24 protein-coding genes are annotated in these 18,952 nt (G+C 68.6%); 16 read left to right on the plus strand and 8 right to left on the minus strand.

Annotated elements, in window-relative coordinates; translation table 11 throughout:
- Window positions 1-162: 162 nt before the first annotated feature.
- The 5 genes from WDM91_16050 to dnaQ are packed head-to-tail and all read left to right on the plus strand — an operon-like array spanning window position 163 to window position 3,748.
- Entirely contained in the window at window positions 163-984 is an 822-nt protein-coding gene (locus WDM91_16050) for a pyruvate, water dikinase regulatory protein (GenBank protein MEI9996108.1), read from the plus strand.
- The gene (locus WDM91_16055) at window positions 981-1,574 is read left to right on the plus strand and encodes a Maf family protein (protein MEI9996109.1); all 594 of its coding nucleotides are present in this window, start codon (window positions 981-983) and stop codon (window positions 1,572-1,574) included. Before WDM91_16050 ends, WDM91_16055 begins: the two co-directional genes overlap by 4 nt.
- A complete protein-coding gene (locus WDM91_16060) occupies window positions 1,571-2,434 on the plus strand; it encodes a shikimate dehydrogenase (GenBank protein ID MEI9996110.1) in 864 nt (287 codons plus the stop codon). The genes WDM91_16055 and WDM91_16060 overlap by 4 nt, the downstream gene beginning before the upstream one ends.
- Complete coding sequence (coaE, locus tag WDM91_16065) at window positions 2,424-3,047, plus strand: dephospho-CoA kinase (GenBank protein ID MEI9996111.1); 624 nt, start codon at window positions 2,424-2,426, stop codon at window positions 3,045-3,047. Before WDM91_16060 ends, coaE begins: the two co-directional genes overlap by 11 nt.
- A gap of 5 nt (window positions 3,048-3,052) precedes the next feature.
- Window positions 3,053-3,748, plus strand: coding sequence for a DNA polymerase III subunit epsilon (gene dnaQ, locus WDM91_16070; protein MEI9996112.1), 696 nt, complete (start codon window positions 3,053-3,055; stop codon window positions 3,746-3,748).
- A gap of 2 nt (window positions 3,749-3,750) precedes the next feature.
- Here the strand turns inward: dnaQ and secB are convergent, their stop codons facing one another.
- Window positions 3,751-4,239: a protein-export chaperone SecB gene (secB, locus tag WDM91_16075; protein MEI9996113.1), complete on the minus strand. Its 489-nt coding sequence runs from the start codon at window positions 4,237-4,239 to the stop codon at window positions 3,751-3,753.
- 180 nt (window positions 4,240-4,419) lie between these two features.
- Between secB and WDM91_16080 the strand changes: the two genes are divergently transcribed.
- From WDM91_16080 to WDM91_16095, 4 genes are read left to right on the plus strand one after another with little or no spacing between them, the layout of a single operon-like run.
- Complete coding sequence (locus WDM91_16080) at window positions 4,420-5,082, plus strand: Tim44/TimA family putative adaptor protein (protein MEI9996114.1); 663 nt, start codon at window positions 4,420-4,422, stop codon at window positions 5,080-5,082.
- 11 nt (window positions 5,083-5,093) lie between these two features.
- Entirely contained in the window at window positions 5,094-6,230 is a 1,137-nt protein-coding gene (locus WDM91_16085; GenBank protein MEI9996115.1) for an MltA domain-containing protein, read from the plus strand.
- Window positions 6,227-6,724: a Smr/MutS family protein gene (locus tag WDM91_16090; protein MEI9996116.1), complete on the plus strand. Its 498-nt coding sequence runs from the start codon at window positions 6,227-6,229 to the stop codon at window positions 6,722-6,724. The genes WDM91_16085 and WDM91_16090 overlap by 4 nt, the downstream gene beginning before the upstream one ends.
- Window positions 6,721-7,140: a secondary thiamine-phosphate synthase enzyme YjbQ gene (locus WDM91_16095; protein ID MEI9996117.1), complete on the plus strand. Its 420-nt coding sequence runs from the start codon at window positions 6,721-6,723 to the stop codon at window positions 7,138-7,140. The genes WDM91_16090 and WDM91_16095 overlap by 4 nt, the downstream gene beginning before the upstream one ends.
- Here WDM91_16095 and WDM91_16100 read toward each other — a convergent pair whose 3' ends face one another.
- Window positions 7,141-8,130 (minus strand): adenosine kinase, encoded by a 990-nt coding sequence (locus tag WDM91_16100; protein ID MEI9996118.1) that lies wholly within the window; start codon window positions 8,128-8,130, stop codon window positions 7,141-7,143.
- Between the two features lie 47 nt (window positions 8,131-8,177).
- On the opposite strand from WDM91_16100, the gene WDM91_16105 reads away from it, so the two are divergent.
- On the plus strand, window positions 8,178-8,852 hold the full coding sequence (locus WDM91_16105; protein ID MEI9996119.1) for an EI24 domain-containing protein: 675 nt from the start codon (window positions 8,178-8,180) through the stop codon (window positions 8,850-8,852).
- Window positions 8,849-9,226 (plus strand): hypothetical protein, encoded by a 378-nt coding sequence (locus tag WDM91_16110; GenBank protein ID MEI9996120.1) that lies wholly within the window; start codon window positions 8,849-8,851, stop codon window positions 9,224-9,226. Before WDM91_16105 ends, WDM91_16110 begins: the two co-directional genes overlap by 4 nt.
- On the opposite strand, the gene nth is transcribed toward WDM91_16110, so the two are convergent.
- The gene (nth, locus tag WDM91_16115) at window positions 9,183-9,905 is read right to left on the minus strand and encodes an endonuclease III (protein MEI9996121.1); all 723 of its coding nucleotides are present in this window, start codon (window positions 9,903-9,905) and stop codon (window positions 9,183-9,185) included. The genes WDM91_16110 and nth overlap by 44 nt on opposite strands.
- On the opposite strand from nth, the gene WDM91_16120 reads away from it, so the two are divergent.
- Together WDM91_16120 and WDM91_16125 are read left to right on the plus strand one after the other, a co-directional pair.
- The gene (locus tag WDM91_16120; protein MEI9996122.1) at window positions 9,904-10,434 is read left to right on the plus strand and encodes a DUF2244 domain-containing protein; all 531 of its coding nucleotides are present in this window, start codon (window positions 9,904-9,906) and stop codon (window positions 10,432-10,434) included. The two genes, nth and WDM91_16120, sit on opposite strands and share 2 nt — an antisense overlap.
- The gene (locus WDM91_16125; protein MEI9996123.1) at window positions 10,418-11,368 is read left to right on the plus strand and encodes a methylated-DNA--[protein]-cysteine S-methyltransferase; all 951 of its coding nucleotides are present in this window, start codon (window positions 10,418-10,420) and stop codon (window positions 11,366-11,368) included. The genes WDM91_16120 and WDM91_16125 overlap by 17 nt, the downstream gene beginning before the upstream one ends.
- Here WDM91_16125 and dapB read toward each other — a convergent pair.
- From dapB to hrcA, 4 genes are all read right to left on the minus strand, one after another.
- On the minus strand, window positions 11,332-12,141 hold the full coding sequence (gene dapB, locus WDM91_16130; protein ID MEI9996124.1) for a 4-hydroxy-tetrahydrodipicolinate reductase: 810 nt from the start codon (window positions 12,139-12,141) through the stop codon (window positions 11,332-11,334). The genes WDM91_16125 and dapB overlap by 37 nt on opposite strands.
- Before the next feature lie 4 nt (window positions 12,142-12,145).
- The gene (locus WDM91_16135; GenBank protein MEI9996125.1) at window positions 12,146-13,219 is read right to left on the minus strand and encodes a hypothetical protein; all 1,074 of its coding nucleotides are present in this window, start codon (window positions 13,217-13,219) and stop codon (window positions 12,146-12,148) included.
- A gap of 74 nt (window positions 13,220-13,293) precedes the next feature.
- The gene (gene grpE / locus WDM91_16140; protein ID MEI9996126.1) at window positions 13,294-13,869 is read right to left on the minus strand and encodes a nucleotide exchange factor GrpE; all 576 of its coding nucleotides are present in this window, start codon (window positions 13,867-13,869) and stop codon (window positions 13,294-13,296) included.
- A gap of 18 nt (window positions 13,870-13,887) precedes the next feature.
- Window positions 13,888-14,952 carry a heat-inducible transcriptional repressor HrcA gene (hrcA, locus tag WDM91_16145; GenBank protein ID MEI9996127.1) on the minus strand — a complete coding sequence of 355 codons (1,065 nt, stop codon included), beginning with the start codon at window positions 14,950-14,952 and terminating at the stop codon, window positions 13,888-13,890.
- Window positions 14,953-15,066: 114 nt separating this feature from the next.
- Here hrcA and rph point away from each other — a divergent pair, with 114 nt between their 5' ends.
- The 3 genes from rph to hemW all read left to right on the plus strand — a co-directional run bounded on the left by rph (window position 15,067) and on the right by hemW (window position 17,624).
- Window positions 15,067-15,783 (plus strand): ribonuclease PH, encoded by a 717-nt coding sequence (gene rph / locus WDM91_16150; GenBank protein ID MEI9996128.1) that lies wholly within the window; start codon window positions 15,067-15,069, stop codon window positions 15,781-15,783.
- Complete coding sequence (locus WDM91_16155; protein MEI9996129.1) at window positions 15,780-16,400, plus strand: non-canonical purine NTP pyrophosphatase; 621 nt, start codon at window positions 15,780-15,782, stop codon at window positions 16,398-16,400. The genes rph and WDM91_16155 overlap by 4 nt, the downstream gene beginning before the upstream one ends.
- A gap of 81 nt (window positions 16,401-16,481) precedes the next feature.
- A complete protein-coding gene (gene hemW, locus WDM91_16160; protein ID MEI9996130.1) occupies window positions 16,482-17,624 on the plus strand; it encodes a radical SAM family heme chaperone HemW in 1,143 nt (380 codons plus the stop codon).
- 55 nt (window positions 17,625-17,679) lie between these two features.
- On the opposite strand, the gene WDM91_16165 is transcribed toward hemW, so the two are convergent.
- A complete protein-coding gene (locus tag WDM91_16165) occupies window positions 17,680-18,921 on the minus strand; it encodes a penicillin-binding protein activator (GenBank protein ID MEI9996131.1) in 1,242 nt (413 codons plus the stop codon).
- Between the last annotated feature and the right edge of the window lie 31 nt (window positions 18,922-18,952).

Consider the following 18,952-nt stretch of genomic DNA (forward strand, 5'->3'; position numbering starts at 1 on the left):
AGGCTTTGGACTCAAGCGCCTAGCAGCCGTGCCCGGCGCGAACATCGTGCTGCGCTCTGTCGATCAAGACGGTATGATCTTCGGACCGCACACCGGCATGGGGACAAGACCGGTCTTTTGGTCTCTATCAACAGCGCAGGTGGATGAAAAAGGCATGGTTCTGTGAGCAAGACGTTTCATGTTCATCTGGTCTCCGACGCCACCGGCGAGACGCTCAATTCCATCGCCAAGGCAGCATTGGCGCAGTTCGAGGATATCGAGGTCGAGGAACATTCCTACGTCCTGGTCCGCAGTTCGCGCCAGCTCGACCGCGTGCTCGAGCACATCACCGCCTGGCCGGGCCTTGTGTTCTTCACTCTGGTCAACCAGGAACTGCGCCGCGAGCTGATCGCGCATTGCACCCGGGCGAGCGTGCCCTGCCTCGACGTGATGGAAGGCCCGATCACCAAGATGCGCGAATTCCTCGGCCAGGCCGAGACGCATCGCCCCGGCGCGCAGCATGACGTCGATCAGCGCTACCTCAAGCGCATCGAGGCGCTCAACTTCACCATCCAGCACGACGACGGCCAGGCGCTCGACAGCATCGACGGCGCGGAAGTCGTCCTGGTCGGCGCCAGCCGCACCTCCAAGACACCGACCTGCGTCTATCTTGCGATTCGCGGTGTGCGTGCCGCCAATGTGCCGCTGGTGCCGGGCATTCCGCTGCCGCCGCAATTGCTGCGTATCCGCGGGCCGCTGGTCGTCGGCCTGTGGGCGTCGCCGGACCGCCTGGTGCAGGTGCGGCGCAACCGGCTCACCACCATGGGCGAGGCCCGCGACACCGACTATGTCGAGCTCGAAGCCGTGCGGGCCGAGATCAGCAACACGCGACGGCTGTTCGAGACCCAGGACTGGCCGTCGATCGACGTCTCGCGGCGCTCGGTGGAAGAAACCGCAGCGTCCGTGATCAACTTGCTGGCCGAACGCCGGGAGCGGCGCAAGTGAAATTCATCCTTGCCTCCGGTAGCCGATCGCGCCGCCAGATCCTCTCCGCCGCCGCGGTGCCCTTCACGGCGGTTGCCGCCGACATCGACGAGGACAGGCTCAAGGACAAGCTCGTCGCCGAGGGCACTCCGCTATCCGATATCGCCTTGCATCTCGCGGAAGCGAAGGCATGCCACGTCGCCGCCGCGCATCCCGCCGCGCTGGTCCTCGGCGCCGACCAGACGCTGTTGTTCGGTGACGAGCTTGTGAGCAAATGCGCCGACCTCGCCGCCGCGCGCCGTCTTCTCGCGCGACTGCGCGGTCATCCGCATCTGCTGGTCGGCGGGATGGTCCTGGCGCGCGGCGGAACGGTCCTCTGGCGCCATGTCGCGATCTCGCGGCTGGTCATGCGCGATTTCAGCGACGCCTTCCTCGACGACTACCTGGCCGCGGAAGGTCCGGATCTGCTGTCCACGGTCGGTTGCTACAAGCTGGAGGGCCTGGGCGCCCAGCTTTTCGAAGCCGTCGAAGGCGACTATTTTTCCATTCTCGGCCTGCCGCTCCAGCCGCTCCTGGCCGAGCTGCGAACACAGGGTGTGCTGAAGACATGAGGCTGACCGGCGCCGCCAGGGTTGCAGGCATCATCGGCTGGCCGGTGGCGCAGACTTTCTCGCCACGTCTGCACGGTTTCTGGCTGGAGCAGACCGGCGTCGACGGCGCGCTGGTGCCGCTGGCGGTGCGGCCGGAGGATTTCTCGACCGTCGTAAGCGGGCTGATCAAGGCGGGCTTCCGGGGGAGCAGCATCACCATCCCGCACAAGGAAGCGGCTTTCGCGCTGGCGCATGACTGCGACCTCGCGGCGCGCGCCGCCGGCGCCGTGAATCTTCTGATCTTCCATGAAGACGGCCGGATCGCGGGCCGCAACACCGATGCCACGGGCCTCGCGGAATCGTTGCGTGGAGATCTCGGACCCGATTGCGTGCGCGGCAAGACGGCGGTGCTGCTGGGCGCCGGCGGCGCCGCGCGCGCGGCCTGCGTCGCGTTGCATGACCTGGGTGCGGCCCAGATCCGCATCCTCAACCGCAGCCGCGGCCGTGCCGAACAGCTCGCCGCCGCGCTGGCACCGCATGTCACGCCCAGGCTTGTGGTGTTCGACCAAGCCGATTGGGCCAAGGCTGCGGCGGACGCCGCGCTGGTCGTCCACACCACCAGCGCGGGGATGAAGGGCGCCCCGTCGCTCGATCTCGATCTAGCCGCCCTGCCGAAAGACGCCGCGGTCTGCGACATCGTCTACAACCCGCTCGAGACGCCGCTGCTGCACCGTGCCCGCGAGGCTGGTCTGCGCACGGTGGACGGATTGGGGATGCTGATGCATCAGGGCGTACCGGCCTTCGAAGCGTTCTTCGGCGTCGCGCCGCCCGTGACGCCGGAGCTGCGCCGCCATCTCGAGGAGGCGCTGCGTGCCCGCTAAGCGTCCGCTCCATGTCGGACTGACCGGCTCCATCGGCATGGGCAAGTCGGAGACGGCAAAGATGTTCGCGCGGCTGGGCGTGCCGGTCTACGACGCCGACGCCGCCGTGCACGCGCTCTACGCCCCAGGCGGTGCGGCGGTGGACGCGGTGGGCGCGGCCTTCCCCGGCACGGTGCGCGACGGCGCGGTCGACCGCGCGGAGTTGTCCAAACATGTCACCGGCGATCCCGAAGCGACCAAGCGGCTGACCGCGATCGTCTACCCCCTGATGGCCGGCGCGCGGGCGAAGTTCCTCGCCGACGCCGAGGCGGCCGGCGCCGACATCGTGCTCTTCGACATCCCGCTCCTGTTCGAGACCGGGGGCGACGGCGCGATGGATGCGGTTGTCGTCGTCAGCGCGCCATCCCATATCCAGCGCGCGCGGGTCCTGGCCCGCCCCGGCATGACGGCGGAGAAGTTCGACTATCTGCACGCCCGCCAGATGCCGGATGCAGAAAAGCGTGCAAAAGCTCATTTTGTGGTTGTGACAGACCAGGGGCTGGCGCATGCCTTCGACCAGGTGACGATGATCGTGGCGGCCCTCAAGGACCGTCGCGCCAATGGAATGATCTGAACGGCATGCGCGAAATCGTCCTGGATACCGAAACCACGGGCTTCGAGCCGGCGGAGGGCCACCGGATCGTCGAGATCGGCTGCGTCGAGCTGTTCGACCACCTGCCGACCGGGCGGAGCTATCGCTGCTATCTCAATCCGGAGCGGCTGGTGCCGCCCGAGACCACCCGCGTCCACGGCCTGACCGACGAATTCCTCGCCGACAAGCCGAAATTCGCCGAGGTGGTGGAGGAGCTGCTGGAATTCCTCGGCGACTCCGCCCTCGTCATCCACAATGCGAGCTTCGACCTCAAATTCGTCAACTCCGAATTGCACCGGGTCGGCAAGCCGCTCATCCCCCATGCCCGCGCCATCGACACGATCGAGATCGCCAAGGCCAAGATCCCCGGCGCCCGCTATTCGCTCGACGAATTGTGCAGGCGCTTCGCCATCGACCTCAGCGCCCGCACCAAGCATGGCGCGCTGCTCGATGCCGAGCTGACGGCACAGGTCTATCTTGAGCTGGTGGGCGGACGGCAGCGCAAGCTCTCGCTCGATCCGGTGGCGGCCGCGACGGCCGGCGGCACGGAGCTGCGCGCGGCGCGGCAGCGCCCGGAGCCGCTCGCATCGCGCCTCAGCACAGACGAGGCCGCGGCGCATGCGGCGTTCGTCGCGAAGGAATTGGGCAAGGACCCTGTCTGGGGCACGGCCGCGGCGGCGTAAGCCTACGCGGTCCCCGTCGCCCCCGACGCGCGCATTTGCTGCACCTGCTCGGCGCGCGAGCGGTAGAGGCCGGCGAAATCGATCGGCTCGATCATCAGCGGCGGCATGCCGCCGTCGCGCACGGCGTCGGAGATGATGCGGCGCGCGTAAGGGAACAGCAGATGCGGCCCCTCGATCAGCAGCACCTGCTGGATCACGTCCTCGGGCACGTTCACGATCTGAAGCAGGCCCGCATAGGCGAGCTCGAGCAGGAAGAGCGACTTGTCCTCGGCGCTCTTGGCGGTGACGCGCAGCTTGAGCTCGACCTCGAAGGTCTGCTCGTCGAGGCGCTTGGCCTGCAGGTCGACGCCGAGGTCGATCTGCGGCCGGATCGTCATCGCGGCGGGCGCGCCGGGATTCTCGAAGGAGAGATCCTTCACATATTGCGCGATGATCTGGATGCGCGGCGCGGCGGCCGTTCCGTTGTCGCTGGGGGCACCCGTTGCACTCATCTCGCGTTCCCTGAATTCTTTCGATGGCGCGGCGCGGGTACCACGGATCGCGCGGCCGTGACAAGGCAAGGCCGGGTTTCCCTTTCGCAGCCCGGTTAATCGCGGCGCTGGACCCACCGCCGGGGCGGGTCTAGGCTGCGTGTCACGCGGATGGCGGGGCCGCCATCAGGTTCAACGACGATGCCGGACACGCAATATCTCGAGATTCTCCTGTTGGCCGTGGTTGCGGGCGTCGTCCTGTTCCGGCTTTACATGGTGCTGGGCCGCCGCACCGGGCATGAGCAGCCGCGCGACAATGGTTACTGGGCGCGCCAGCCCTCGCCCGACGCGCCCCAGGACAACATCCTGCCGCTGCCCGTCCGCCCCGACCAGGCGCCGCCGGCCGATCCCGTGGCGCGGGGGGTGTTCGACATCAAGCTCGCCGATCGCGGCTTCGAGGCCGACCATTTCGTTTCGGGCGCCCGCTCCGCCTATGAGATGATCGTCACCGCCTTCGCCCGCGGCGAGCGGACGCAGCTCAAGCCGCTCCTGTCGCCGGAAGTCTTTGCCGCCTTCGACCAGGTCATCACCGGGCGCGAGCAGCGCAAGGAAAAGGTCGAGTTCACCTTTGTCGGTTTCAAGGACGTGAAGATCGTCCACGCCGCCTTGCTGAACCGGATGGCGGAGATCACGGTCGCGATCGGCGCCCAGTTCATCTCGGCGACCACGACCGCCGACGGCACGGTGATCGAAGGCGACGCCAAATCGGTCCGCGACGTCACCGACGTCTGGACCTTCAGCCGCGACGTGCGGGCGCGCGATCCCAACTGGCTGCTTGTGGCGACCTCCGGCGGCATGCCGTAAGACTGCGGGGGATGAAGCCCCGCCTCGTCCTCGCGCTCTTTCTATTCCTGCTCGGCGCCGGTGGTTTCGGCGTCTGGTATTGCCTGCACCGTGCGCCGCCGGCGCCGGAGGCCTTCGCCCCGGTCGCGTTCGCCGATCTGCCCGGCTGGCGGCAGAGCGATCCGGCGGCCGCACTGGCCGCCTTTCGCCGCTCCTGTATGAAGATCCTCGCGCTGCCGCCCCGCAGCGCCATGGGCTATGCCGGGACGGCCGCCGACTGGCGCGCGAGCTGCCTCAAGGCCGCGGCGGCGCGCGATCCTCGCCGCTTCTTCGAAGGCAGCTTCGTGCCCTATCCCATCGGCGATGCCGAAGGACTCGTGACGGGTTACTACGAGCCGCTGCTGAACGGCAGCGCGACGCGCCACGGCGTCTATCAAACGCCCGTCTACGGCCCGCCCGCCGATCTCGTCACCGTCGATCTCGGCCTGTTCCGTCCCGAATGGAAGGGAGAGCACATCGCCGGCCGCGTCACCGGCAACCGCTTCGTGCCCTACGGCACCAGAGCCCAGATCGATGCGCAGCCGCCCGCCACGGCACGGGTGCTGTTCTGGTGCGACGATCCCGTTGCGCTGTTCTTCCTGCACATCCAGGGCTCGGGCCGCGTCGCGCTCGACGACGGCACCGTGCTGCGGGTGACGTATGCCGCGCAGAACGGCCATCCCTACACCGCGATCGGCCGCACCCTGATCCGGCGCGGCGCCCTGGCCCGCGATCACGTCTCGCTGCAGACCATCCGCGCCTGGCTGAAGAGCCATCCCGGCGAGGCGCGGGGCGTGATGGAAAGCGACGCATCCTTCGTCTTCTTCGAGGAAAGCCCCATCGGCGATCCGACGCTGGGACCGGCTGGCAGCGAGGGCGTGCTGCTGACGCCCGGCGGCAGCGTCGCGGTCGATGCCAAGGTCCATCCGCTCGGCATGCCGCTGTTCGTCGCCGGCGGCGGCGTCGCCGGCCTGTTCGTGGCGCAGGATACGGGCGGCGCGATCCGCAGCGCGCGCCGCGCCGATATCTTCTTCGGCTTCGGCGCCGAAGCCGAAGCCGCCGCGGGCACGCTCAAGGCGCATGCGCGTTTCTATGTGCTGCTGCCCAGATCGGTCGTGCCGGGTCCATGAGCCGCCGCAAGATCACGCCGGAGGAACGCGAGCTCTTCCAGCAGAGCTTCGCCGACACGCGACCGCTGCATCCCGCTACGCTGAAGCCGTCCGTGCCGCCCAAACGGGCCATGCGCATCGTGGAGGGCGGCACCGGTGTCGACGGCCGCACCGATGCGCGGATGCGCCGCGGCCTGCTCGATCCCGACGCCAAGCTCGATCTTCACGGCCTCACCGAACAGGCGGCGCACCGCGCGCTCCTCCTGTTCCTGCGCAGCGCCCAGGCGCGCGGCCACAGGCTGGTTCTGGTGGTGACGGGCAAGGGCAAGCCCCTCGCGCCCGACGCGCCCTTCGACCTCGAACTGCATGCGCGCTCGCGCGGCGTGCTCAAATCCTCGGTGCCGCGCTGGCTGAACGAGCGCGATTTCGCCGGCCTGATCGCGAACACGGCGACCGCGCATAAAAAGCATGGCGGCACGGGCGCGATGTATGTCTATCTGCGCAAGCCACGATGAAACAGCATTCCGCCACGCTGACCGTCGCGACACACGGCCCCGGTCTCGTCGACATCACGCGCGAGGCGGCACGCGTCGTGGCCCAGGCCGGCATCGCGCAGGGCCTGCTGACGCTGTTCATCCGCCACACCTCGGCGTCCCTGCTGGTCCAGGAGAATGCCGATCCCGACGTGCTGAGCGATCTCGAGGCCTTCCTGCGCCGCACGGTCTCGCGCGACCCCGCGCTCTATCGTCATACGACCGAGGGGCCGGACGACATGCCGGCGCATATCCGCAGTGCGCTGACCCAGACGTCGCTGTCGATCCCGGTGCAGCGCGGCCGGATGGTGCTGGGGACCTGGCAGGCGGTCTACGTCTTCGAGCACCGCGACCGCGGCCATGATCGCGAGGTCGCGGCGCATGTCGTCGGCGAATAGCTAAATCAGTCCCGCCTCGGCCGCGAGCTGGCGCAAGGAGACTTCGGGGCGCGCGCCGTAATGCGAGATGACCTCCGCCGCCGCCAGGCCCGCGAGCCGGCCGCTGTCGGCCAGGCCCTTGCCGTGGGTCAGACCATAGAGAAAGCCCGCCGCGAACTGGTCGCCCGCGCCCGTCGTGTCCAGCACGCGCTTCACCGGCCAGGCATCGATGACATGCACCTCCGCGCCGCGCGCGATCACGCAGCCCTTTTCGGAGCGCGTCAGCGCCGCGATGCCCTTCCAGCCGCGGATCTTCTGCAGCACGTCGTCGAAGGCATCGACCTCGAACAGCGCCTTGGCCTCGTCCTCATTGGCGAAGATGATGTCGAAGCTGTCCAGCCGGCGGCGGAATTCGTCGCCATAGCGCCCGATCAGGAACGGGTCCGACATCGCGAACGCGACCTGGTTGCCGTGCCGGTGCGCGATATCCATCGCCTTGATGCAGGCTTCGCGCGCCTTGGGCGGGTCCCACAGATAGCCTTCGATATAGGTGATCGCCGAAGACGCGATCTCGTCTTCATTGACGTCGTCGACCGAGAATTCCTGCGCCGCACCCAGATAGGTGCTCATCGAGCGCTGCTCGTCCGGCGTCACCGCCACGATGCACAGCGCGGTCGCCGGCCCGTCGGCCGCGGGCGCGATGGTGTAGTGCACGCCGGTGTCCTTCATGCTGGCGCGGAACGCCTCGCCCAGCCGGTCCTGCTTGACCTTGCCCTGGTAGACGCCGTTGCCGCCCAGCGAGGCGAAGCCCGCCATGGTGTTGGCGCCCGAGCCGCCGGCGATCTCGCGCGTGTTGCGCAGCGCCGCATGCAGTGTCGCGGCACGGTGCTCGTCGACCAGCGTCATCACGCCCTTGGCGATGGAATGGTCGAGCAGGAACTTTTCCGCGACGGGCGCCAGCACGTCGACGATCGCATTGCCCAGGCCTGCCACGTCAAACCGGTGCGCCATCGTTCAAATCCCCGCTATAACGGCGCCTGAGTTAGAGGACGGAGCCGATGTTCGCAAGCTTGCGCCGCGCGCTGGGCATGCTGTTCGACCGCGACTTCCGTGGCCTGGTGCTCTGGACGCTGGTGCTGACGGCGGCGCTGTTCGTCGCGCTGCTCGCGGGCGTGGAATACGGCCTCGCCCGCCTGCCGGAGCTCGGCTCGCCCTGGGTCAACCGCTTCCTCGAGCTCATCGCGCCGGTGGCGCTGCTGCTCAGCGTCTTCGTGCTCGGCGCGCCGGTCGCCGCCACCATCGGCGCGGCCTTCATGGAGCGCATCGCGGCCCGCGTCGATGCGCATTTCTATCCCGGCGATTCGAAGGTCCGCCGCGCCCCGGCGCTGCGCAGCGTGGGCGAGAGCGTGCGGCTGATCGGCCTGGCGATCCTGATCAATCTCGCCTTGCTGCCGGTCGATGTCGGCATCCCCGGCCTGCCCGAAGCGGCGACTGTGCTGGTCAATGGCTGGCTGCTGGGGCGCGAGTTCTTCGATCTCGCCGCGCTCCGCCACCAGACGCCCGAACAGGTGACGGCGCTGCGCCATCGCCATGGCGGGAAGATCTATCTCGCGGGCCTGTTCATCGCGCTTTTCACGGCCATTCCGGGCATCGACCTGATCGCGCCTTTTTTTGGCACCGCTTTGATGGCACATCTCTCCCGGCGCCTCGCCCATCTGGAGAGTTCCCCATGAAAAGGATGGTCCCCGTCCTGTCGCTCTGCATCCTGCTTGCCGCCTGCGCCTCGCCGGGCGGCGGCGGCGCGACGACCGGCCGGGTGCCGCTGCCCTCCGCCCCGCCCGCCGGCGAGCCCGCGGGCACGACCGGGCTCAGCGAAGCCGGCCTGCGCGCGCTCTATGGCCAGCCGGCCTTCGTGCGCCATGACGGGACGGCGCAGATCTGGCGCTTCGACGCCGCGGCCTGCAAGGCGTTCTTTTTCCTCTATTCGAAGGACAGCGTCACGGCGGTGTGGCATGTCGAGACCATGCCGCGCGGCCAGAGCATCGCGGCGGACGAGAGCTGCCTCACCGCGCTGCGCGCCCGGAGCGCCTCGCGGCCGGTCTCGTAGCGGTCCTCGGCCGGGGCGTCCGAAGGATATCGCCTTCCTTCGTCTTGTCCTTGAAGCGGCACAGGTCGCGCACGACACAAGTCGGGCACAGCGGCTTGCGCGCGATGCAGGTGTAGCGCCCGTGCAGGATCAGCCAGTGATGCGCGTGCAGCTTGTATCTGTCGGGCACCTTCTTCTCGAGGCCGAGCTCGACCTCCAGGACGTTCTTGCCCGGCGCCAGATTGGTGCGGTTGCAGACGCGGAAGATATGGGTGTCGACCGCGATGGTCTTCTGCCCGAACGCGACGTTGAGCACGACATTGGCGGTCTTGCGCCCCGCGCCGGGCAGGGCCTCGAGCTCTTCGCGGGTCCGCGGGACCTCGCCGCCATGACGCTCGAGCAGGAGCCTGGACAGCGCGATGACGTTCTTCGCCTTGGTGCGATACAGGCCGATGGTCCTGATGTAATCGGTGAGTTTCGCCTCGCCCAGCGCCACCATCTTCGCGGGCGTGTCGGCGATCTTGAACAGCGGCTCGGTCGCCTTGTTGACGCCTTTGTCGGTGGCTTGCGCCGACAACACCACCGCGACCAGCAGGGTGTAGGGATTGATCGATCTGAGTTCGGTCTTCGGCTCGGGGATTGCCGTCTTCAGCCGCGCGAAGAAGTCGTCGATCTCGGCTTTGCTGAAGGGGCGGGGCATGACTTCAGTGTTGCGGGAACATGGCGCCCGCGCAAGTATTGCAACCGTCATGGACGCCGACGCGAACGTCTTGCTGGATCAGGTCCTGCGGCCAAGCCCGCCGCTCAAGCCGCGCACGCTGCTGATCGTTCTGGGGATCGTCGCGGCCGTCAATCTCGCCTTCGTCATCGGCTTCCTGCTCGAAGGCGCCTGGCCGGTGGCGCCTTTCATGGGCCTCGACGTCGCGCTGCTCGGCTGGGCGTTCCGCGCCAGCACCGTCGCCGCCCGCAAGGAGGAGCGTGTGACGCTCACGCCGGCGCAGCTTTGCGTCGCGCGCGCCTTCCCGAAGGCGCCGCCGCGCGCCTGGACCTTCAATCCCTATTGGGTGCGGGTCGAGATGGACGATCCGCCCGAGCATGGCAGCCAGCTCACGCTGTGGAGCCACGGCAAGTTCCTGCGCATCGGCCAGTTCCTGGCGCCGGAGGAGCGGGCGCGGTTCGCCAAGGTGCTCCAATCCGCGCTAAAGAACGCCCGTGAAACAACCGCTTGAGACGCGCAAGAAACGGGTCGAAAAGGGTGCCGTCGAGGCGCATATCGGGCCCATGAGCAACGTGATCTCCTTCGACGAAACCGACGCCAATTGGCGCCGCATGGGCCGCGCCATCCGCTTCCTGAGCGCCAACTATCTCAGCCAGCCGACACTGGAGGACGCCGCCGATGCGGTCGGCCTTTCGCCGTTCCATTTCCAGCGCCTGTTCAGCCGCTATGTCGGCGTCAGCCCCAAGCATTTCGTCGGCCATCTCACCCTCGGCCATGCCAAGGGCGACCTGGCGCAGGGCCGCAGCCTGCTCGACACCGCGCTCGACGCCGGTCTGTCGGGCCCGTCGCGGCTGCATGACCTGTGTCTCAAGCTCGAGGCGATGACGCCCGGCGAGTACGCCAAGGGCGGTGCCGGTATCGCGATCGACTATGGCTTCCACGCCTGCCCGTTCGGCATGGCGCTGGTGATGGCGACAGCCAAGGGCGTCTGCGGCCTCGCTTTCGGCGACGAGGGCGAAGAGGCCACGATGCTCGCCGACATGCAGGCGCGCTGGCCGAACGCGACCTACGCGAAAGCGCCTGAGCGCACCGCGAGCCATGTCGATGCGATCTTCCTGCCGCGCCATCCGGGCGCGGATCTGCGCCTGCATCTGCTCGGCACGCCCTGGCAGATCAAGGTCTGGGAAGCCCTGCTGGCGATTCCGGACGGCAAGGTCTCGACCTATCGCGCGGTCGCCGCCGCGGTCGGCAACGACAAGGCGTCGCGCGCGGTCGGCGCCGCGGTCGGGCGCAATCCGATCTCCTGGATCATTCCCTGCCACCGCGTGCTGGGCAGTTCGGGCGCCCTCACCGGCTATCATTGGGGGATGGCGCGCAAGCGGGCCATGCTCGCGGTGGAGGCGGCGCGTTATTCCGAGAGGCCCAGGACGTCCGCCATCGCATAAAGCCCGGGCTTGCGGCCCTGGCCCCATTGCGCCGCCGCGAGCGCGCCATGGGCGAAGATCGCGCGATCCTCCGCGACATGGCCGAGCACGATGCGCTCCTGCGGCCCGGCCAGGATCACCTGATGCTCGCCGATCACCGTGCCGCCGCGCAGGCTCGCAAAGCCGATCGCGCCGTCCTCGCGCTTGCCGGTTACGCCGTCGCGGCCGCGGATCGCCTTGTCACCGAGTGCGATATTGCGGCCCGCCGCCGCCGCTTCGCCCAGCATCAGCGCCGTGCCGCTCGGCGCATCGACCTTCTGGCGATGATGCATCTCGACGATCTCGACGTCATAGTCGGGCAGGGCACGGGCCGCCTCGCGCACCAGCTTGGCCAAAAGGTTCACGCCGAGACTCATATTGCCCGATTTGACGATCACCGCATGACGCGCCGCGGCGCGGATCTTCGCGTCGTCCTCTCCCGAAAGCCCCGTCGTGCCGAGCACGTCGACGATCCGCGCTTGGGCCGCCAGCGCGGCAAGTTCGACCGACAGCGCGGGCGTGGTGAAGTCGATCAGCGCCTGGGCGCCGGCCAGCAGCGGCAGCGGATCGTCGGTCAGCATCACGCCGCAGGCGCCGATCCCCGCCATGAGGCCGGCATCGTCCCCGAGATCGGGATGGCCCGGGCGCACCAGCGCGCCGCTCAGCACGCAGCCCGGCGTCGCGGCGACGGCACGCACCAGCATCCCTCCCATGCGCCCGCCGGCGCCTGCCACCACGATGCGGAGATTGCTCATCGGTTCATCCTGTGATGTGTCCGGCATGCTCGACGACATAAGCGGCGACCGCCTGGCCGAACCACGGCACGGTCAGGATCAGCACCGAGGCGCCGACCCGCACCGCCGTCGTCTGGTCGAACGGCCATTCCGGCGCCGCCGCGATGCGCGCCTCATAGGCCAGCAGGCCCTGCAGCTTCACCGCGCAATCGGCGTCGCCGGCGCAGCGAACCTGCACCGCGTCGATCTCGCCGCGCAGGCGCTCGAGCTCGGCGGCCTTCACGCGCAGGATCTTGCGGTGGACCTGCTCCATCGTCGCGACGAACACCCAGAGGCCCATCGCGGCGCAGGCGAGCAGCAGCGTGACGGTGAAGATCGTCAGCCCGCCCTCGATGAACAGCAGGAAGATCACCGCGCTCACGGTGAACCAGACCAGCGAGGGGCGCGCCGCGGAGCGCCCGATCACCGACAGCCGGTCGATCCGCAGCAGGTCGATGAGCAGCTCCTGGTCGATGATGCGGCGCATGTTGCGCGCGCCGCTGCGCGTCAGCGCGACGCCGCGCGTGAAGGTCATGATCAGGCCGGTGGTCGCGACGGCGAACCATATCAGCAGGGCGGGATAGGCCAGCAGGTTTTGCGAACCGCCCGTCGCATAAAGCAGGACGCTCGCGACGAGTCCCACGGCGAGGCCGATGAGGTTGGCGCGGCGCAGCGGGGCGCGGGTCGGCGTCAGCTCGGTCATCGTCGCGGCGCTCGGCCAGCCGCCGCGCAGCACCGCGGCATAGCGCGCGATGTCCTCGCGGTCCTTCACCCGGCTGTAGCGCTGCATCCCCAGTGCGGTGGTGAGCATCAGCGAGAACCAGAAGGCCAGCCAGATCAGGATGCCGGCATGAAGCCGGCCGTCGCTCACGACAAGGAACGGGCGGCCCGAGATCACCCAGGCGATCGCGAAGCTGCCCGCGAAGGCGGCGAACAGGATGATCGTGGTCGGCAAGGTGCCGAAGGGCGAAAGCACGAAGAGGCGCTGTTCGAGATAGGCATGCCGGTCCGAAGCGCCCAGGGCGCGCGCGATATCGTCGGGGACGGCGTTGTCGCTCATGGCCGTGAGGATGGGGCTTGGGGCGCGGGGTTGTCGAGAGCGCTTCCAGGCATCCAACGGCGGAGGGTGATGCCCTACGCCGTCGTATCGACTCCGCCGCCCGCCGGCGCGGCGCCGTTGCCGCTTTCCTTGCGCGCCACGGTCACCATGGCGGGACGTAGCAGGCGGTCGGCGATGGTGTAGCCGGACTGGACCACGTTCACGATCGCGCCGGCCGGCCGGCCCTCGCCCGGCACTTCGGCGACGGCCTGGTGCAGGTTGGGATCGAACTTGGCGTCGGAGGTGTCGATCGGCTTCACGCCATGCTTGGCCAGGGTGCTCATGAGCTGGCGTTCGGTCGCCTCGACCCCCTCGATGACGGAGCGGATCTGCGGGTCGGCGGCGTCGCGCACCGCCTGCGGCAGGTGGCTCAGGGCGCGGGCGAAATTGTCGGCGATGTCCAGCATGTCGCGCGCGAACCGCGTCACGGCATAGTCGCTGGCGTTGCGCCGCTCCTGCTCGCCGCGGCGCCGGACATTCTCGGTCTCGGCCAGCGCCCGCAGCAACCGGTCCTTCAGGTCGACATTCTCGGCGTTCAGCGCCTGGATGACGTCGGCGGGATGCGGCTGCTCGGGATCGAATTGCGGGATTTCGTCGTCTGCTTCGCTCATGGAATCTCTCTTAACGCATCAGCCCAGCAATCGGCCAACGACTTTCGCCGTATGGTCGACCATGGGGATGATGCGGCCGTAGTTGAGCCTTGTGGGTCCCAGGACGCCGATCACGCCGACGATCTTGCCGGCCGCGTTGGCATAGGGCGCCGCCACGATGGACGAACCGCTGAGGCTGAACAGCCGGTTCTCCGCCCCGATGAAGATGCGCACGCCGTCGCCCTGCTTGGCCAGCTCTAGGAGCTGGATCAGGTCGTTCTTGCGCTCGATCTCCTCGAACAGGGTGCGCACGCGCTCGATATCGGCCTGGGCCTCGACGCTGTCGAGCAGGTGCGAGGTGCCGCGCACGATCAGGGTGTGGCGGGCATCGCCGGCCGAGCCGGTCAGGGTTGCGAGGCCGTCGGCCACGATCTTGGCGGTCAGCGTGTCGAGCTCGACGCGCTCGCCGTCCAGCTCCGCCTTGACCTCGGCGCGCGCCGAATCCAGCGTGCGGCCGCGCAGCCGCGCGTTCAGGTAGTTCGACGCTTCCGTCAGCGCCGAGGCGGGAAGCCCGATCGGCGTATCGATCAGCCGGTTCTCGACCTGGCCGTCCTCGCTCACCATCACCACCAGCGCCTTGCCCGAGGCGATCTGGGTGAACTCGATATGCTTGAGCAGCGTGTCCTGCTTGGACGACACGACCAGGCCGGCGCAATTGGAAAGACCCGACAGCAGCGAGGTCGCCTGGGTCAGGACCTCTTCCAGGCCGCGGCCCGAACCGCTCATCCGCGCCTCGATGGCGACCCGCTCGTCCGGCGCCAGCTCGCCCACTTCCAGGAGGCCATCGACGAACAACCGAAGCCCCTTTTCCGTCGGGGCCCGCCCGGCCGAGGTGTGCGGCGCATAGAGCAGCCCCATGGCTTCGAGGTCGGCCATGACATTGCGGATCGAGGCCGGCGACAGGGTCAGCGGCAGGCGCTGGGAGAGGGTGCGCGAGCCCACCGGCTCGCCGCCCGAGAGATAGGCCTCCACCAGATGGCGGAACACCTCCCGCGGCCTTTCGCCGAGGATTGCGTTCACTGCGCGGGCAGACGTCTGATCCACTCAACCAAGCCTTTGAATTGTCTACAGTTTCTCGCCGGCCGACGGCACGATTTGCGCCCGCTGCGGCAAAGCCGCTAGGTAACGGCCGACGCCCAAAACTTCAAGGCACTCAACATGCGCCCTTCGGCCCGCGCAAGCGATCAAATGCGTAACGTGACCCTCGAACCGGGGGTGGCCAAGCATGCCGAAGGGTCCTGCCTGGTCTGTTTCGGCGACACCCAGGTCCGCTGCACCGCCAGCCTGGAGGAGACCGCGCCCGGCTTCCTGCGCGGCACCGGCAAGGGCTGGGTGACGGCCGAGTATGGCATGCTGCCGCGCTCGACCCATGACCGGATGCGGCGCGAGGCCGCGCAGGGCAAGCAGTCCGGCCGCACCCAGGAGATCCAGCGCCTGATCGGCCGCTCGCTGCGCGCCGTGGTCGACCTCACCGCCATCGGTGAGCGCCAGATCGTGATCGACTGCGACGTCATCCAGGCCGATGGCGGCACCCGCACGGCCTCGATCACCGGCGGCTTCGTGGCGCTGCACCAGTGCATCGCCTTCATGAAAAAGACGGGGATGGTGACCAAGCCGGCGATCAAGGACCATGTCGCGGCGGTCTCCTGCGGCATCTGGAAGCGCGAGCCGGTGCTCGACCTCGACTATGCCGAGGACTCCACGGCCGAGACCGACGCGAATTTCGTCCTCACCGGCAAGGGCGGCCTGGTCGAGATCCAGGGCACCGCGGAAGGCGAGCCCTTCAGCGACGAGGAGTTCGCGCAGCTCCTGAAGCTGGCGCGCAAGGGCATCGGCGAGCTGGTCGCGCTGCAAAAGAAAGCGCTCGGCCTGTGAAGCTGGCGGCGGGCGATACGCTGGTGGTCGCCAGCCACAATCCCGGCAAGGTCCGCGAGATCGTGGACCTGCTGCGGCCTTATCGCCTGCACGTCATCGGCGCCGGCGACCTCGAGATCGAGGAGCCGGAAGAGACCGAAGACAGCTTCGCCGGCAATGCCGCGCTGAAGGCGCGGTTCGTCGCGGAACGCTCCGGCCACATGTCCCTGTCCGACGATTCGGGCCTGAGCGTCGCGGCGCTGGGCGGCGCGCCCGGCATCTATTCGGCGCGCTGGGCCGGTCCGGGCAAGGATTTCGCCTTCGCCATGGCGCGCGTCGAACGCGAATTGCGCGCGGCCAAGGCGACAGACCTCTCCGCGAAATTCGTCTGCGCCCTCGCCTTGGCGCTGCCCTATGAGACGCCGCGGATCTTCGAAGGCGAGGTCCACGGCCGTCTCGCCTTCCCGCCGCGCGGCACAAGAGGCTTCGGCTACGACCCGATCTTCATCGCGGATGGAATGAGCGAGACCTTCGGCGAGATCGACCCGGCGTTGAAGCTCGCGATGAACCACCGCCAGCGCGCCTTCGACAAGCTGGTCGCGAGCGATGTCTTCGCCGGTGGACCGAAAGGTGGATAAGAGCCCCACCACACAACTGTCATGGCCCGCGAATGCGGGCCATGACACCGTTGATGGGTGCGACACGCAGCGCATACGCCCATGAGCGGCTTCGGCATCTACGTCCACTGGCCGTTCTGCGCGGCCAAGTGCCCGTATTGCGATTTCAACAGTCACGTCCGTCGGCAGATCGACGAGTCCGGCTGGATCGACGCCATCGTGCGCGAACTCGAATGGACGGCGGCGGCGCAAGGGCCGGACCGCCCCATCGTCGAGACCGTCTTCTTCGGCGGCGGCACGCCGTCCCTGATGCAGGGTGCGAGCGTCGGCCGCGCCCTCGACACCATCGCGAAGCTGTGGCGCACCGCCAACGATGTCGAGGTCACGCTCGAATCCAATCCCGCCAGCGCCGACGCCACGCGGTTCGCCGATTACCGCGCCGCCGGCGTGAACCGGTTGTCGCTCGGCGTCCAGGCGCTCGACGACGCGGACCTGAAGGCGCTGGGCCGGCTGCACGACGTCGCGGAGGCGAAGGCGGCGCTGGCGCTGGCCATGCGCAATTTCGACCGCGTCTCGCTCGACCTGATCTATGCGCGTTCCGCTCAGACCGTCGCGCAATGGCGCCGCGAGTTGACCGAGGCGCTGGCCTTCGGCACCGACCATCTTTCGCTGTATCAACTGACCATCGAACCGGCGACGCCGTTCGCGGCGCTCCACAAGAGCGGCGCGCTGACGATCCCCGACGAGGACCGTGCCGCCGAGCTCTTCGAACTGACGCAGGAGATGACGGACGCGGCCGGCCGTCCGGCTTACGAGATCTCCAACCATGCCCGTCCCGGCAGCGAGGCGCGGCACAATCTTCTCTATTGGCGCTATGGGTCCTATGCCGGCGTCGGCCCGGGTGCGCATGGCCGCCTCGACATCGGCGGCCGGCGTATCGCGACCCGGACCGAGCGCCTGCCGGAACGCTGGCGCGACGCCGTCGCGCGCACCGGCCACGGCCTGGTCGAGCAGAGCGACGTCGCGCCGCGCGACGCGGCGCACGAGCACCTGCTGATGAATCTGCGCCTGAGCGAAGGGATCGACCTCGCGGCCTATCGCGCCCGCTGGGGCACCGCGCCGGACGCGACGCGGATCGCATCGTTGGCGGAAGACGGCCTCGTGACGCTGAAAGGCGAGCGGCTCACCGCGACCCCGCGCGGGCGGCTGTTGCTGAACGGCGTGATCGCCGCCTTGGTGGAGTGATCGTCGGCGCTTTCTTCCCCGTGGTTAAGGGGGAGGAAAGTGGGCGGCGCTCTTCCTAACTCCCCGGCTTCACGAAGGATTTCGGCGCCGGGTCGACCAGGCGGAAGCCGTCCGGCGTCACCGCGATGATCGCCAGGCCGCGCTCCGCCGTGCCGTCCGCGGCGAAGCGGAAGATGCCGTCGGCGCCGTCGAAGCCGTTGGGATCGGCCAGCGCCGATCTGGTGAACCGCTTGTAGGGCTCGCCCTTGGCCAGCGCCGCGACCAGCGAGACCGCGTCATAGGACAGCGCCGCGAGCGGCGGCGGCGTGGCGCCGAAGGCCTCGCGGTATTTCGCGTTGAACGCGATCTCGTTCCTCGGATCGGGCCCGGCGAACCAGGCGCCGTTCAGCCCCGGCTCGGCAAGATTGGCGGTGTCGTTCCATTGTCCGGTGCCGAGCAGCTTGGTCTTCTCCGGATCGAGTCCGCTCAGCGCCGGCGCCGCGGCGCGCAGCACCGGGCCGCCCTGTGGCAGGAACAGCGCGTCGGCGTCGGCCTTGGCGATGGTGCCGGCGGGCCCGACGATCCCGTCGACCGTCGCGGGGAAGCGCTTCACCTCGCCCAGTTCGCCCTTGTCGGCGGGAAGCGCGCCCTTGAGCGCGTCGAGGGTCACGTCGCCGAAGGCGGTGCTCGGGATCAGCGCGGCGAATTTGTGATGCCCGTGCCCCAGCGCATAGTCGACCACCCGGGTGGTGTCGCCTTCCGGCAGGAAGCCCAGCAGATAGACGCCGTCGCCCGCGACGTTCTTGTCGGTCGAGAAGGCGAGCATCAGCACGCCGCGGTCGCGCGCCGCGGGCGCGATCGCCTTGACCGACGGTGCATAGAGCGGTCCGACCAGGATCTCGGCGCCCTGGTTCAGCAGGCGCTCGGCGCCGGCCGCGGCATCGGCCGGCGAAGAGCCCTCATCGGCCGTCATCAGGATGATGTCCCGGTTGCCCGATTCGTAGAGCGCCATCTGCGCCGATTTCAGCATCGCGGCGGCGAGCGCCTTCACCGCCGGCGTGCCGCTGGTGAAGGGCAGGATGATGCCGACCCGGACCGGCGTATGATCCGCCGGGATGTTGGACAAGGTGAAGAAGCCGGGCTTGTTCTCGGTCAGCGCATTGCCGGGCTTGGTGCCGGTGTCGACCACGGGCGCAGGCTTGGGCGCCTCGAGCGGCTTGGTCTGGCAGGCGCTGAGCGCTATCGCAGCGGCGCCGGCGATGGCAAGAAGGCGCGCGGCGCGCGGCGCGGCAGCGGCATAACCGGACAAGACAGGCATTGAGACCTCCACGGCAAACCGACCCTAAGGC

This window comes from Rhizomicrobium sp., from assembly GCA_037200385.1.
Lineage (GTDB): Bacteria > Pseudomonadota > Alphaproteobacteria > Micropepsales > Micropepsaceae > Rhizomicrobium.